This window comes from Amycolatopsis sp. NPDC102522, assembly GCF_055584485.1.
The window spans coordinates 39235-53845 of record NZ_JBVJLY010000010.1; the positions used below are offsets into that span (position 1 = coordinate 39235).

General features: G+C 66.8%; 12 protein-coding genes and 2 tRNA genes. 10 read left to right on the top strand and 4 right to left on the bottom strand.

The genetic code is table 11. From position 1 onward, the window contains the following. Window positions 1-63: 63 nt before the first annotated feature. On the bottom strand, window positions 64-1098 hold the full coding sequence (locus ACZ6YV_RS23405) for a hypothetical protein (RefSeq protein ID WP_465511643.1): 1035 nt from the start codon (window positions 1096-1098) through the stop codon (window positions 64-66). A 162-nt stretch (window positions 1099-1260) separates the two neighbouring features. Here ACZ6YV_RS23405 and ACZ6YV_RS23410 point away from each other — a divergent pair, with 162 nt between their 5' ends. Continuing rightward, a complete protein-coding gene (locus ACZ6YV_RS23410) occupies window positions 1261-1824 on the top strand; it encodes a M48 metallopeptidase family protein (protein WP_005167498.1) in 564 nt (187 codons plus the stop codon). A 6-nt stretch (window positions 1825-1830) separates the two neighbouring features. Here the strand turns inward: ACZ6YV_RS23410 and ACZ6YV_RS23415 are convergent, their stop codons facing one another. Continuing rightward, window positions 1831-3177: a zinc-dependent metalloprotease gene (locus ACZ6YV_RS23415; protein ID WP_465511644.1), complete on the bottom strand. Its 1347-nt coding sequence runs from the start codon at window positions 3175-3177 to the stop codon at window positions 1831-1833. Between the two features lie 204 nt (window positions 3178-3381). Here ACZ6YV_RS23415 and ACZ6YV_RS23420 point away from each other — a divergent pair, with 204 nt between their 5' ends. Further along, window positions 3382-4386, top strand: coding sequence for a YlbL family protein (locus ACZ6YV_RS23420; RefSeq protein WP_465511850.1), 1005 nt, complete (start codon window positions 3382-3384; stop codon window positions 4384-4386). 129 nt (window positions 4387-4515) lie between these two features. On the opposite strand, the gene ACZ6YV_RS23425 is transcribed toward ACZ6YV_RS23420, so the two are convergent. Continuing rightward, entirely contained in the window at window positions 4516-5064 is a 549-nt protein-coding gene (locus tag ACZ6YV_RS23425) for a PPA1309 family protein (protein WP_465511645.1), read from the bottom strand. A 156-nt stretch (window positions 5065-5220) separates the two neighbouring features. On the opposite strand from ACZ6YV_RS23425, the gene ACZ6YV_RS23430 reads away from it, so the two are divergent. Together ACZ6YV_RS23430 and ACZ6YV_RS23435 are read left to right on the top strand one after the other, a co-directional pair. After that, window positions 5221-8205: a UPF0182 family protein gene (locus tag ACZ6YV_RS23430; RefSeq protein ID WP_465511646.1), complete on the top strand. Its 2985-nt coding sequence runs from the start codon at window positions 5221-5223 to the stop codon at window positions 8203-8205. Window positions 8206-8272: 67 nt separating this feature from the next. Further along, window positions 8273-8346, top strand: a tRNA-Met gene (locus tag ACZ6YV_RS23435). 240 nt (window positions 8347-8586) lie between these two features. Here ACZ6YV_RS23435 and ACZ6YV_RS23440 read toward each other — a convergent pair. Then, complete coding sequence (locus ACZ6YV_RS23440) at window positions 8587-10044, bottom strand: FAD-dependent monooxygenase (RefSeq protein WP_465511647.1); 1458 nt, start codon at window positions 10042-10044, stop codon at window positions 8587-8589. Window positions 10045-10137: 93 nt separating this feature from the next. On the opposite strand from ACZ6YV_RS23440, the gene ACZ6YV_RS23445 reads away from it, so the two are divergent. The 6 genes from ACZ6YV_RS23445 (at window position 10138) to ftsX (ending at window position 14609) form a co-directional block, all read left to right on the top strand. After that, entirely contained in the window at window positions 10138-10731 is a 594-nt protein-coding gene (locus tag ACZ6YV_RS23445; RefSeq protein ID WP_465511648.1) for a TetR/AcrR family transcriptional regulator C-terminal domain-containing protein, read from the top strand. Between the two features lie 83 nt (window positions 10732-10814). Further along, window positions 10815-10888, top strand: a tRNA-Met gene (locus ACZ6YV_RS23450). 279 nt (window positions 10889-11167) lie between these two features. Beyond that, complete coding sequence (locus ACZ6YV_RS23455) at window positions 11168-11668, top strand: PadR family transcriptional regulator (protein ID WP_020633847.1); 501 nt, start codon at window positions 11168-11170, stop codon at window positions 11666-11668. A 66-nt stretch (window positions 11669-11734) separates the two neighbouring features. Then, a complete protein-coding gene (prfB, locus tag ACZ6YV_RS23460; RefSeq protein ID WP_020633848.1) occupies window positions 11735-12838 on the top strand; it encodes a peptide chain release factor 2 in 1104 nt (367 codons plus the stop codon). 136 nt (window positions 12839-12974) lie between these two features. Beyond that, a complete protein-coding gene (gene ftsE, locus ACZ6YV_RS23465; protein WP_005168409.1) occupies window positions 12975-13664 on the top strand; it encodes a cell division ATP-binding protein FtsE in 690 nt (229 codons plus the stop codon). 51 nt (window positions 13665-13715) lie between these two features. Further along, window positions 13716-14609 (top strand): permease-like cell division protein FtsX, encoded by an 894-nt coding sequence (gene ftsX, locus ACZ6YV_RS23470; RefSeq protein WP_465511649.1) that lies wholly within the window; start codon window positions 13716-13718, stop codon window positions 14607-14609. Window positions 14610-14611 lie beyond the last annotated feature (2 nt).

The window sequence follows — 14611 nt, forward strand, 5'->3', positions numbered from 1 at the left end:
CTTGATTCACTCCGCTCGCGCAGCCTGTTGAGGGCGTGTGTGTGGGCTACGTCGCTCGCTGTATCACCGGGCGCCGCATCCGCAGCCGCTGTGCGGTGGCCAGTCGCGATGGCGGATCGCGCCGTCGAAGAAGTCGATCTCCAGGGTGGCGTTCCACGCGGGCGGCGCATGATCGCTGGGCGAGAGCAGCCGGAGTGCCTGCGCGGCCGCCAGCGCGGCGCACGCCTGCACGGCGCCGAGGTCTGGCCGTTGCACCCGTCCCGCGAGCTGGCTCGCCACCCTCGGCCAGGACTCGTCGAGGCCGGCGCGGTGCAGGTCCGCGCAGCGCAGGCAGCTGCTGCGGCCGGGCACCACCAGCGGTCCGACGATGCCGACCCCGTCCCGGACGCGCACCGGCAGGTGGCTGATCCCGTCCCGGACGAGTTCCTCGATCACTTCGGGAGCAGGCACCACGGTGTCGGTAAGCAGCACGAGCTCCGGCCGCCGGTCCGAGTAGAGCCGGGTGGTCGACGTGTCCGCCCCGGCCCGGTGCACCACCTGAGCCATCGCCTCCCGGCGCGGCATGCCGATCTCCGCCTCGGTGAAGCCCGAGCCCAGATCGCGTTCGCGCACCGTGCCCGACGCCCGGATGTCGATGTGCCCGATTCCGCCGTTGGCGAGCAGGACGGCGATGGCCACGGCCAGCCTGCCGTCGCCGTGGATCGCCACCGCGGTGCGTTCGCGGCGCGCCGTCATGGCCGCCTGATGATGGCGGGCGCGGAGCGACCAGAGCCCTGTCTCCGGCCTCTGTCTCGGATGCCGCTGAGGTTCCCCCGCGTCGGTCACGAGCCCCCGGGCCGTCAGGTCGGTCATCAGGTCCCGCAGCTGTTCATCGTGTTCGCTCTGCGCGAGCACGATGTCGTCGGCGGCCCGTTTCCCGTCCAGCCCTCGGAGCGCTTCGGCCACCTCGGTGGCGACTCCGGCGATCACCACGGCGTGTGCGGGGTCGAGGCCGACCTGGATCTCGCCGTTCCCCCGTTCCAGCACATCCAGGCCGGGAAGCAGGACCGGGAAGGCGGGCAGGATGATCGATCGGAGATCCGGTGCGCGCAGGTTCATGATCACAGGATCGCACTGGTTCGCCGGCCGACCGCCGAGAAAACGCGAGTTATCCACAGGCTGACCTCGTTGTGGACAACTCGAGGCTGTGACCTTTCGGCCCTCGGAGTTGTCGGTGACTGGCCTTACCGTGGTCGAGTGGTCGAAGCACGGACGCCCTCATTGAGGAGCCGGGACACGACGAATCCGTCGGACACTCCCGAACACAAGGTCGAGGTACGGCGCAGCCAACGCCGCCATCGGACCGTCACCGCGTACTGGGACGAGGACACCCTCGTCGTGCTGATCCCTGCCCGGATGACCCGGGCCGAGGAGAAGCACTGGGTAGCCGAGATGCAGCGCAAGCTGCTGCGCAAGGGGCCGCGGCAGGCAGCACCGCCGAAGGCCTCTGACGAGGCGCTGCTGGCGCGCTGCGCCGTGCTCTCGGCGAAGTATCTGGACGGAAAGGCGATACCCGCGAGCGTTCGCTGGGTACCGCCGATGCGAACGAGGTGGGCGTCCTGCACGCCGGTCGACGCGACGATCAGGGTCAGTGATCGCCTGCGCCGGGTGCCGGCCTGGGTGCTGGACTACGTCCTCGTGCACGAACTGGCGCATTTGAAGGAACCAGGGCACAACGCGGCGTTTTGGGAGCTGGTTCGCCGTTATCCCAAGACCGAGCGCGCCATCGGCTACCTGGAGGGCCTGTCCTCCGCCGCCGGTTGGGGCATCGCGGCGGAGGACTGACGTGCCTCAGCTCTTGTCTTCGTCGTCCTTGGGCTTGTTCTTCTCGCGCTCGGCGCGTTCGATCTCGGCGATCGGGTCGATGCCTTCGAGGGTCGACTCGCCATCGCCGAGACGTTCGGCGAAGTCGAGCGGTTCGTCGAGGTCCTCGGCGGTCGGCATCAGGTCGGGGTGGGACCAGAGGCCGTCCCGCTTCTCGATGCCGTGCTGGTCGCCGACCAGCTTCCACAGCGCGGAAGCCGCCCGCATCCGCCTGGGCCGGAGCTCGAGCCCGACCAAGGTGGCGAAGGTCTGCTCGGCGGGGCCACCGGTGGCCCTTCGGCGGCGAAGCGTCTCCCGGAGCGCGTCCGCGCCCGGGAGGCGGTCGCCGATGGCCTCGGCGACCACGACGTCGACCCAGCCTTCGACCAGTGCGAGCAGGGTCTCCAGCCGGTTCAGCGCCGCCTTCTGCTCGGGCGAGGTCTGCGGCTCGAGCAGGCCGGAGGACATGGCCTCTTCGATGCTGGCAGGGTTCGACGGGTCGATCTGGCCCGCGAGCTGTTCCAGCGCCGAGGTGTCGACGGAGATACCGCTCGCGAACTCCTCGACGGTGGCCAGCAGCCGCTGCCGCAGCCAGGGAACGTGGGCGAACAGCCGCTGGTGGGCGGCCTCGCGCGCGGCGATGAAGACCAGCACCTCGCTGGTCGGCAGCTCCAGGCCCTCGGTGAACTTCTCGATGTTCGCCGGCAGGAGCGCGGAGGTGGCCGCGGGGCCGAGCGGAAGGCCGACCTCGGAGGAGGTGAGCACTTCGGAAGCCAACTGAGCCAGGGCGTTACCGAGCTGGGAGCCGAAGGCCATCCCGCCCATCTGCCCCATCATCGACAGCAGCGGACCGGCGGCCTGCTTGGCCTCATCGGGCAGGGCCTGGACCCACGCACCCGAGACCTGCTGGGCGACGGGGTCACAGAGGCGTTGCCAGGTGGGCAGGGTCTTCTCGACCCAGTTACGCGCGGACCACGCGACGGTCGTCGTAGCTCCGGCGGGCAGGATCGTCGCGGCGTCGAGCCACAGCTCTGCCAGGTGGGCGGCGTCACGGACGGCTGTGCTCGAGTCGCCGCCGCTGGAGGACGAAAAGCCGAGTTTGGAGTCGCCGCTTTCGCTGCTGAGGTTCTGCAACGCGATCTGTTTCGCCAGGTCGTAGTTGACCGGCCCGGTCGAGCTGCCGGCCTGGCTGAGCATCTGGCCCAGCTGGCTGAGCATCTGACCGAGCTGATTGAAGGCCTCGGCGCCGGAGGGCTGGCCGCCGGAATCCGACGGCTCGTTCTCGCCTCGTTTGTCGGGATCGGGCGGTCCGAAGCCGAACGGGGGTTTGCTCATGGCACCCACCGTACGCGGGTCCTGGGACCCAGAGCTCGTCAAGTGGAGTGATGAGCGTGGCCTTCACCGAGAAGCGAACACCGTCACCGTACGCTGTCACGCGTGACAGAGCCCTCGGAGGAGACCACAGCAGCGCGGAGCCGTGCGGGCTCCGCGAGCGACCAGGACCGCTCCGAACGGCGGCTGACCCGGCGCGGCTGGACACTGCTGGTCAGTGGCGCGTTGTTCGTCGCCTTCGCACTGGTCGGGTTCTTCATCCCGGTGCCGTATGTGGCGATCAGCCCGGGCCCGACCTACGACACCCTCGGCAAGGACGCCGCCGGGCAGTCGGTGATCCAGGTCAATGGGCACGAGATCTTCCAGACCTCCGGCGAGCTGAGGATGACGACGGTCTCCCTGCGCGATGGCGGCATCACGCTGTTCAACGCGCTCGGTCTCTGGGCGAGTGGTCGGTACGCGCTGGCTCCGCGCGAGGAGTATTTCAAGCCGGGCGAGACCAACGAGCAGGTCCGCCAAGAGAACATCCAGCAGCTGCAGGACTCGCAGACCGCTGCTCAGGTCGCCGCGCTGCGCCGCAAGTTCCCGGTGAAGGTGCTCACGAAGACGATCGTCTCCGGCAGCCCGGCGGACAAGGTGCTCGCCCCGGGTGACCGGCTTCTGGTGGTCAACGGGCAGACGGTCAAGGAAGCGACCGATGTGCGGGCCGCGCTGAACGGGACGAAGCCCGGGCAGACCGTCCAGATCACCTTCAAGTCCGACGGGCAGGAAGAACGCACCGTGCCGCTCACGCTCGCGCAGCGGCCCGATGGCCCGGAAGGCTTCATGGGCCTGACCGCGGTGGATCGTGCCGATGTCCCCTTCGACGTGAAGATCTCGCTGCAGGATGTCGGCGGCCCGTCGGCGGGGCTGATGTTCGCGCTCGCGATCGTCGACAAGATGGAGCCCGGCGACCTGGCCGGCGGCAGGCACATCGCCGGAACGGGTGAGATCTCGGAGAAGGGCGTCGTCGGCGCGATCGGCGGCATCTCGTTCAAGGTGGTCGGCGCTCGCGAGGCCGGTGCCACCGACTTCCTCGTGCCCGCGCACAACTGCGCCGAGGCGAAGACCGCCGCGCCCGACGGCCTGAACCTGATCAAGGTAGCCACGCTGGACGAGGCGATCGCGCAGCTCGAGAACCTCAAGGCGGGACGGCCGACCGCCTCCTGCTGACCACCGGGGGAGCAAGGGACCTTTGCTATCGCCCCTCGGGTCTGACTGACAAGAGCAAGGGACCTTTGGTATCGCCCAGCGGATGTCTGGAGCTGGCGATAGCAAAGGTCCCTTGCTCTCTTTTGCAGGTCAGGGCAGCATGGTCGCCTTCAGGGCTTCGAGCAGGTTCGGGGCCAGCTCCGGGTTCTCGATGATCTCGTCGACAGGGACGTCACCGGGTTCTTCGGGCTGTCCGGCACCGCGAAGCCGCATGACGCACGCTCCGGAACCGTCCCGCAGCACTGCGGCCACGAGCCGGGCCTCAGTCCGGCGCGGGTGGTCGGCGGCCGCTTGACGCAGGCGTTCGGCGTCGGTCTCGGGCACTACCGGAAGCTCGGCTTCGGCGTCCGGAGGCAGCACGATGATCTCCTGCGCGAGCGCGCAGCCCAGCACCAGATCGGGCCACGCGATCTGCGCCAGCGCTTCACCCAGATCGCCGTCCGGCAGCGACTCCTGGGCGACCGGCGTCAGCGGGGCCGACGGGTCGAGTTGCCCGGCCAGTTCGGGCTGCTCGTCCAGCAGCGCCGCGGTCGGGACCAGCGCGAACAACTGCGGCGGCTGATCCCATCCTCCGGAGGCTACGAACTCCTCGACTTCGCGGGCCAGGCCGGCCACGCCCTGCTGCTCACTCGGTGCCATTGGCACATCGTTCCAGGCGGTCGGGGCAGCGGCCTTCCGAGTCCGGTTTGGGCGGGTTCCGGGAACTTCCGACGGCATCCGTAGAGTTAGAGCATCAGGGGCCGCACGCGGTACGCGCGCCCCCGCGAAAAGTTCACCAAACCAGGAGCGTGTGCAGTGGCCACTCGGCCCCCCGTGAGCCTGCCGAAGCTGTCCCGGCGCAGCCGGATACTGCTCATCATCGCCGCCGTAGTCATTCTGGCCCTGCTACTGGGCGCGAGACTGCTGGACACCTACGTCGATTGGCTGTGGTTCGGCGAGGTAGGCGCCCGGACGGTGTTCAGCACGGTGCTGATCACCCGCGTCGTCTTGTTCTTCGCCGTAGGGCTCTTGGTGGGAGGCGCGCTCGCGATCAGTTTGATGATCGCGTACCGGTCCAGGCCCGTCTTCGTGCCGGTTTCCGGCAACGACGACCCGCTCGCGCGCTATCGGTCCGCGATCGTCGGCCGGATCCGCCTGTTCGGCATCGGCATCCCGGTGCTGACCGGGCTCATCGCCGGCGCGTCCGCGCAGAGCGACTGGCAGGTCGTGCAGCTGTTCCTGAACGGCACACCGTTCGGCCAGACCGATCCCGAGTTCGGCAACGACGTCGGTTTCTACGCCTTCGACCTCCCGTTCTACAACTGGCTCCTGGGCTGGCTGTTCATCGCGGTCGTCATCGCGTTCTTCGGCGCGCTGATCTCGCACTACGTCTTCGGCGGCATCCGGCTCGCGGGCAAGGGCGGCCAGCTCGCCGGCCCGACCCGTGCCCAGCTCGCCATCACCATCGGCATCTTCGTGCTGCTTAAGGCGGTCGAGTACTTCTTCGACCGCTATAACCTGTTGCTCTCCGACCGGGGGGCGCCGCTGTTCATCGGTGCGACCTACACCGACCTGAACGCGGTCCTGCCCGCGAAGCTGATCCTTCTGTGCATCTCGGTGATCTGTGCCGTCGCGTTCTTCGCCGGTGCGTTCCTGCGCAATCTGCAGCTGCCCGCGATCGCGCTGGTGCTGCTGATCCTGTCGAACGTGCTCGTAGGCGTCGCGTGGCCCGCGGTGCTCGACCAGTTCTCCGTGAAGCCCAACGCCAACGAGAAGGAATCGGCGTCGATCCAGCGCAATATGGACGCGACACGTCAGGCGTTCGGCCTGACCAACGTCGAGTACAAGGACTACACCGGCAAGTCCGAGGCGACCTCCGCGGAGATCAAGGCGGACAAGGGGACCGTTCCGAACATCCGGCTCCTCGACCCGAACATCCTCAGCGACACCTTCACGCAGCGTGTCGGCCGTGAGAACTTCTACGGCTTCCCGTCCAAGCTGGACATCGACCGCTACACCCTCAACGGTGTCACGCAGGACTACATCGTCGCGGCCAAGGAGATCAAGACCGAAGGCCTCACCGGCAACCAGACGAACTGGATCAACAAGCACCTCGTCTACACGCACGGAAACGGCTTCGTCGCCGCGCCGGCCAACACGATCGACCGCGCGCTGAAGGATGCCAACTCCGACGGCGGCTACCCGATCGCCACCACCAGCGACACCCAGAACCCGGCGGGTGCCGGGTCGTCCGACCCGAACAAGCCGGGCATCAAGGTGGACGAGCCCCGTATCTACTACGGCGAGCTCGCGACCGACGCCGCGTACGCGATCGTCGGCGGCACGGCGGGACAGGCGCCCGGCGAGTACGACACCGCGGTCGACCGCGGTTACATCTACAAGGGCTCCGGCGGCGTGCCGATCGACAACTGGTTCAACCGGCTCGTCTTCGCCGCCGAGTACGGAGAGCGGAACATCCTCTTCTCCGACGCCATCGGCGACGGATCCAAGATCATGTTCAACCGCGAACCGCGGGAACGTGTCGCGAAGGCCGCCCCGTGGCTGACCCTCGACGGCGACCCGTACCCGGCGGTCGTCAACGGCAAGATCATCTGGATCGTCGACGGCTACACGACGATGAACAATTTCCCGTACGCCCAGCAGACCCAGCTCGGCCAGGCGACCAACGACTCGCTCAGCGGCACCACCCGCCAGGCGAACTCCTCGATCAACTACATCCGCAACTCGGTCAAGGCCACCGTCGACGCGTTCGACGGCACCGTGACCCTGTACGGGGTCGAGGACAACGAGCCGGTGCTCAACGCCTGGAAGAAGGTCTTCCCGGACCTGGTCAAGCCGAGCAGCGAGATCTCACCGGACCTGCGGTCGCACTTCCGCTATCCCGAGGATCTCTTCAAGGTGCAGCGGGAACTCCTCTCGAAGTACCACGTGAACAACCCCGCCGAGTTCTACGCTCAGCAGGCCTTCTGGAGCGTCCCGCAGGACCCGACGCAGGAAGGCGGCGTGAACGCCTCCGCCTCCGGCATCGCCAACCAGCCCGGCTATTACGTCCTGGCCACCGCGCCGGGCGACGCCAAATCACGATTCCAGCTCACCAGTTCACTGACCGGTCTCCAACGGCAGTACCTGGCGGCCTGGATGTCGGTGTCGTCCGATCCCGAAGACTACGGACGAATGCGGGTCCTGAGACTGCCCACAGGAGCGAGTGGCGCGACCCAGGTGGACGGACCCGTCCAGGTCCAGAACAGATTCCAAAGTGATCCACGGGTCGCGCAGGACCGGACACTCTTCAACAACCCGAATGTCACGGTCACCTACGGAAACCTGATCACACTGCCCGTCGCCAACGGCTTCCTCTACGTGGAACCGGTCTACATCCGGCAACGGAACCAGCTGAGCTATCCGCAGTTGGCCCGAGTCCTGGTCTCGTACGGCACCAAGATCGGCTTCGCGCCGACGCTGAACGAAGCGCTCGATCAGGTCTTCGGTGCGGGCACCGGATCCGGGGTCACACCACCCCAGACCGGCGGCACTCCGGGACCCACGACACCGCCGCCGGGTACGACGACTCCGCCGCCTGCCAGCGGTAATCCGGCGCTCGATAAAGCCGCGGGCGAGATGCACGACGCCTGGACCAAATACAAGGCGGCCCAGCAGACGGGCAACTACGCGGATCAGGGTGCTGCCCTTGCCGCGCTCGACTCCGCATACCGGGCCTACGAGGCGGCCAAGGCCAGCCCGCCGGCCAGCGCACCGCCCACCAGCAAGCCCGGAGGGTGACCTCGCTTACCTAAAGGCCCCCTGCTTTGCGCCTGTTCGGAGCGCAGGCGTAAGGTAGGGGACACAACGCGGGGTGGAGCAGCTCGGTAGCTCGCTGGGCTCATAACCCAGAGGTCGCAGGTTCAAATCCTGTCCCCGCTACAGAGGTAGGAGGCCCGTGTCTGCGGATTGCGCAGACCGGGCCTCCTTCGTTTTGTCCCCGGGGGTCGAACCCCCGGACCCCCGCCAGGGAGGGCTTCGCCCCCTGGACCCCCCGAAGCGTTCGGTAGCGCAGCGTATGAGCGCGGGAGTGAGCAAGGGACCTTTGCTATCGCGCCGAGGTGGCGGCGGTAGCGGGGGACCTTTGGTATCGCCGGAGTGGCGGAGAGCGGGGGACCTTTGCTATCGCGTGGGGGTGGGGGCGACCCAGCAGGCGTAGCCGTCGGGGCGGTAGAGGACGGCGTCCGTGGAGGGCCACGGTAGGGCCGTGACGAGCTGGGTCGTCAGGCGTGGCGAGCGGGCGTGGGCCCGCGCGGCGTCGACGTGGGCCGGGGAGGTCGTGAGGAGCACGAAGTCGCCGTTGTGAAAGAGCGTGCTGGGCCGAAGCGGGCCCGCGTCGGTGGCGACGTCCTGGTCGTTCAGCCGCGAGCCGAGCGCCGGGTGCGAAGTCCCGTAGGTCGTGTAGCGGATCCCGAGACCGGAGACCATCCCCGCCAGGTGCCGGTTCACCTCGGGCAGCTCGACCAGGTCGGCGAAAAAGTCGCGAAGAGCGCGAGACTCGTGGGACCGCGGAGTCAGCCCCAGCTGAGCCGCGACGTTGTGCAGCACTTGAGCCCCGACGGGGTGCCGTTCGGCCTCGTAGGTGTCCAGCAGGTCGTCACCGGCCCAGCCGCGCACCGTCGCGGCGAGCTTCCAGCCCAGGTTCATGGCGTCCTGCACGCCCAGGTTCAGCCCCTGGCCGCCTGCCGGGAAATGGATGTGCGCGGCGTCGCCCGCCAGCAGTACCCTCCCGACGCGGTAGTGCTCGGCCTGCCGCGCGGCATCGGAAAACTGGGACGCCCACCGGATTTCCGACACGGTCGAGGAGGCGCCGTACGCGTCGAGCAGCGCCTTCCGGACTTCGTCGTGGGAAACGGCGGACCGGATGTCCGTAGGCCGTGAAGCCCTGTCGCCGTACACGAAGCGGTAGAGACCCGGTTCTCCCAGCGGAATCAGGCCTTTGAACGTGGTCGCACCGGTCGGCTCGCCGACGTTCCGCATCGTTCGCCACTGTTTTTGCGCACCGTCAGGGATTTTGTCGAACAGGACGTCCGCGACGACGCCGAAGCCTTCACCGTCCACGCCGGGAAAGTCCACGTTCAGTCCTTTTCGTACAACACTTCGAGAACCGTCGCAGCCGACGAGGTACTTCGCGCGCAGCCGGGTTTCGCCACCGTCTGTTCGGTACCGGACAGAGACAGAGTCTTTGTCCTGAACGAAATCGATTACTTCGGCTCCGCGCACCACCTTCGTTCCTTGTGTGACAAGCCGTTCTTCCAGGTACTCCTCGACCTGAGCCTGCGGAATCCCCATCTGGAAGGGAAAGTGAGTGTCCCAACCGTGGTAGTCGACGGGGATCATCGCGAAATGTCCGTCCTGCACTGTCGTGAACGAACGCTCTTCGGCGCCGTCCAGAAGTCCGCGCAGCTCCAGCATTTCCGCGGTGCGCGGCTGCAGGTTCAGCGCTTTCGACAGTCCTGTGCGTTCGGGAAGCCGTTCCAGTACCACGACATCGACGCCGGCGAGTGCGAGTTCGTGGGCCAGCATCAGCCCCGTCGGTCCCGCCCCGGCCACGACCACGTCCGTCCCCAGGTTGTTCATACCACTCCTTAACGACGTTAAATTGACCTGCGCCCAGCGTGCCCTTAACATCGTTAAATTGTCAAGGAGTTACCGCGGGAAAGAAGGTGAAAAGTGGGTCTGACCAGGCAGGACATCGTCCGCGCCGGGCTGCGGCTGCTGAACGACGTCGGGCTCAACGGGCTGACGCTCCGCCTCATCGCGCAGGAGCTCGGCGTCAAGGCGCCGGCGCTGTACTGGCACGTGAAGAACAAACAAGAGCTGCTCGACGAGATGGCGACACTGATGTACGCCGACGCGATGCCGGGCCGGGTGCCTGAAGGTATGGGGGAGCGGGACTCTCTCGACCTGGCGGCGCGGGGTTTGCGCCGGATGATGCTCGCTTACCGTGACGGGGCAAAGGTCTTCTCCGGGACCTTCATGACCGATGACAGCCTGCTCGGTGACAATCCGCTCCAGCCCCGCGTCGACGCGGGGCTGGAACTGTACCTGGCTGGACGAGCGTTGTTCACCGTCTACAGCTACGTCGTCGGTTTCACGATCGAAGAGCAGGCGGTTTATCCGGTTCCGGGCGAACGGGACCCGCGGTACGACATTTTGAACACCGCGTGGGTCTTCGACGAGGACGTCGAGGGCAGGTTCGGCGACGGGCTGACCATGGTGCTCAACGGCGTCTTCGCTTGGCTGGATGACAAAGTCTCGCCATAAAGGCAGGTCAAGGGCCCTTCGAGAAGTTAAGGGTACCCCCCTGAAACCCGGGTTCGGCCCCGTGTAATCTATTAACACAACGACGCGGGGTGGAGCAGCTCGGTAGCTCGCTGGGCTCATAACCCAGAGGTCGCAGGTTCAAATCCTGTCCCCGCTACAGAGAAAACGAAGCGCGGATCTGCGGAAATCGCAGATCCGCGCTTCTTTCTTTTCCGCTTCCGCTGCCCGTGCGCCCTCCGGGTCGATCACCCGCCGTCGTTGGTCGGGGCGGGGGACGCGTACCGCTGTCCGTGGCGAAGGCCGGTTGCGCAGCGTGTTCGGTCCATTGTGGACAGGCGTAATGCGTTGGGCCGAATGAGCGCATATCACTAGCCACAATGGACAGATGCGCTGACCACAGTGGACACAGGTTCCGAAAAGTGGGACCGTAGAGTACGTGTCCGAATTGAATGCAACAGCCGCCGCACTGCTCGGTCTTCTCCACGACGGTCCCGCCACGGGCGGGCAACTGGTCGCGGGGGCGGGTGAGCGTTTCGGCGCCTTCTTCAGCGTGACCCGCAGCCAGGTGTACCGGGAGCTCCCCGCCTTGTCGAAGGAGGGCCTCGTCCGCCTCGGCAAGCAGGGCCCGCGGTCGAGCCAGCAGTACCTCATCACCGCGGCGGGCAAGAAGGCGTTCAAGACGTGGCTGTCCTCCGAAGCCGGTCCTGACCACCTCCGCAGCCCGCTGATCCTGCGTCTCGTGCACGCCGGTTCGCTGACGGTGAAGCAGCGCTCGACTCTGCTCGAGTCAGCGCGCGCCAGCTACACCCAGCAGCTCGACGAGGCCAAGGCGGCCACCAAGGGGGCCGACGGCCCGTACGCCAAGGCGGTCGCCGAATTCGCGCAGGCCCAGGCCAAAGCGGCCCTGAAACTGCTGGATTCCATCCCTCAGTCCTGACCTGGACGGGTGCCCACGACCGGTTACTCGCAACCGGTCGTGGGTTTTGCCGTAACCTTGTTCGACGTGAGTGATGAGTTCGATGCGGCCCTGAAGGACCTGACCGGCAAGCTGACGCAGATCGAGTCGGTGATGGACCTGGACGCGCTGCGCGCCCAGGTGGCCGAGCTGGAGGAACAGGCGTCCAGCCCGAACCTCTGGGACGACCCCGAAGCGGCGCAGAAGGTCACCAGCCAGCTGTCCCACCGGCAGAGTGAGCTGCGACGCATTTCCGAGCTGCGGCAGCGGCTCGACGATCTGGGCGTCCTCTATGAACTGGCCGAGGCCGAGGGCGACTCCGCCAGTGTGGCCGAGTCCGAGTCCGAGCTCACGGCGCTCACCAAGGACATCGACGGCCTCGAGGTCCGCACCCTGCTGTCGGGTGAATACGACCCGCGCAACGCCGTGGTCACCATCCGGTCCGAAGCGGGCGGCGTGGACGCGGCCGACTGGGCCGAGATGCTGCTCCGGATGTACCTGCGGTGGGCGGAGCGCCACAACTACCCGACGGACGTCTACGACATCTCCTACGCCGAAGAAGCGGGCATCAAGTCCGCCACCTTCAAGGTGACCGCGCCCTACGTCTACGGCACGCTCTCGGTCGAGCAGGGCACGCACCGGCTGGTGCGCATCTCGCCGTTCGACAACCAGAGCCGCCGTCAGACCTCCTTCGCGCATGTCGAGGTGATGCCCGAGGTCGAGGAGGTCGACCACGTCGACATCCCCGAGAAGGACATCCGCGTCGACGTGTACCGCTCGTCCGGTCCCGGCGGCCAGAGTGTCAACACGACGGACTCGGCGGTGCGGATCACGCACATCCCGACCGGCGTGGTCGTTTCGTGTCAGAACGAAAAGTCGCAGCTGCAGAACAAGGCGGCCGCGATGAAGGTTCTCCAGGCGCGGCTGCTGCTGCGGAAGAAGGAGGAGGAGCGCGCCGAGATGGACGCGCTCAAGGACGGCGGCTCCAGCTGGGGCAACCAGATGCGCTCCTACGTTCTGCACCCGTACCAGATGGTCAAGGACCTGCGGACCGAGTTCGAGGTCGGCAACCCGTCGTCCGTTCTCGACGGCGAGATCGACGGTTTCCTGGAGGCGGGCATCCGCTGGCGTAAGCAGTCCGGAGCCGCGTAACAACCCTGCGTGAGAAGAGCAAGGGACCTTTGGTGTCACTCTCCGGAAGAGAGTGACACCAAAGGTCCCTTGCTCGCTTGGCCGCCGGGACCGGGCTACCCGGGCTTAACGGCGGGCATGGGTAGTATGCCGAACCGTGATCCGGCTCGAAGAGGTTTCCAAGGTCTACAAGACCTCGACCCGTCCCGCCCTCGAAAGGGTGTCGGTCGAGATCGACAAAGGTGAGTTCGTCTTCCTGATCGGTCCCTCGGGGTCCGGGAAGTCGACCTTCCTGCGTCTCCTGCTGCGCGAAGAGGTGCCGAGCAAGGGTCGCGTCATGGTCTCCAACTTCGACGTCGCCAAGCTCGCCCGTCGCCGGGTGCCGCGTCTGCGGCAGACCATCGGCTGCGTCTTCCAGGACTTCCGCCTGCTGTCGAACAAGACCGTCGCCGAGAACGTCGCCTTCGCGCTCGAAGTCATCGGCAAGCCGCGCCCCACGATCCGCAAGGTCGTGCCCGAGGTGCTCGAACTGGTCGGCCTCGACGGCAAGGCCGACCGTCTCCCCAACGAACTCTCCGGTGGCGAGCAGCAGCGTGTCGCGATCGCCCGTGCGTTCGTGAACCGCCCGCTCGTGCTGCTCGCCGACGAACCGACCGGGAACCTGGACCCCGACACCAGCCAGGACATCATGTTGCTGCTGGAGCGGATCAACCGCACCGGCACGACGGTGCTGATGGCCACCCACGACCATTCGATCGTGGACTCGATGCGGCGAAGGGTCGTCGAGCTTCAGCTCGGCAAGGTCATCCGTGACGACGCCCGAGGCGTCTACGGCATCGGCCGCTGACCGGCCCCGCCCTCCTCCGTTACCCACGACTTCCAAGGGACATCAACCCCGATGCGCGCCAGTTTCGTCTTCAGCGAGGTAGTCACCGGCTTGCGCCGGAACGTCACGATGACCATCGCGATGATCCTCACCACCGCGGTCTCCCTCGCCATGCTCGGCTTCGGTCTGCTGGCCGTCGGCACGATCGACAAGATGAAGGCCAACTTCCTCGCCGACGTCGAGGTTTCGGTCTATCTGGTCAACGACATCAGCTCGGGTGACCCGAACTGCTCGCAGTCCGCCTGCCAGGCGCTGCGCCAGGACCTGCAGGGCAACGACGGCGTCGAGTCGGTCGTGTTCGAGAACCGCGAGCAGTCCTACGAGCGGTTCAAGAAGATGTTCGAGAGCCAGCCGGAACTGCTCGCGCTGACCGGGCCGGAGGCGCTGCCCGCGTCGCTCCACGTCAAGCTGAAGAACCCCGAGCGCAGCCAGGCGATCATCCAGGAGTACACCGGCAAACCCGGCGTCAGCAAGGTCGACGACCAGCAGAAGGCACTGGACCGCGTGTTCAACGCGCTCAACGGTGTGCGGAACCTGGCGTTCGGGGCCGCGCTGATCATGGCCATCGCCGCGCTGATGCTGATCGCCAACACGATCCAGGTGTCGGCGTTCACCCGGCGCACCGAGGTCGGCATCATGCGCCTGGTCGGCGCGACCCGGTGGTACACGCAGCTGCCGTTCCTTCTGGAGGCGGTGGTCGCCGGCCTTGTCGGTGCGATCATCGGGATCGTCTTCCTCGTGCTCACCAAGGTGCTGTTGCTCGACTTGGTGCTCACCGGTGACGTGTTCCCCGCGGTCGGCATGCTCGAATTGCTGTTCCCGGTGGCACCGATCCTGCTCGCCGTCTCGGTCGTCATTTCGGCGATCACCGGCTACGTGACGCTGCGTCTGTACGTGCGCCACTAGCC

Excerpts from the sequence above, each read along its gene's own strand:
- ACZ6YV_RS23425 (WP_465511645.1), bottom strand. The coding sequence starts at position 5,064 with ATGGCACCGAGTGAGCAGCAGGGCGTGGCCGGCCTGGCCCGCGAAGTC.
- ACZ6YV_RS23440 (WP_465511647.1), bottom strand. The coding sequence starts at position 10,044 with ATGAACAACCTGGGGACGGACGTGGTCGTGGCCGGGGCGGGACCGACG.
- ACZ6YV_RS23415 (WP_465511644.1), bottom strand. The coding sequence starts at position 3,177 with ATGAGCAAACCCCCGTTCGGCTTCGGACCGCCCGATCCCGACAAACGA.
- ftsX (WP_465511649.1), top strand. The coding sequence starts at position 13,716 with ATGCGCGCCAGTTTCGTCTTCAGCGAGGTAGTCACCGGCTTGCGCCGG.
- ACZ6YV_RS23405 (WP_465511643.1), bottom strand. The coding sequence starts at position 1,098 with ATGAACCTGCGCGCACCGGATCTCCGATCGATCATCCTGCCCGCCTTC.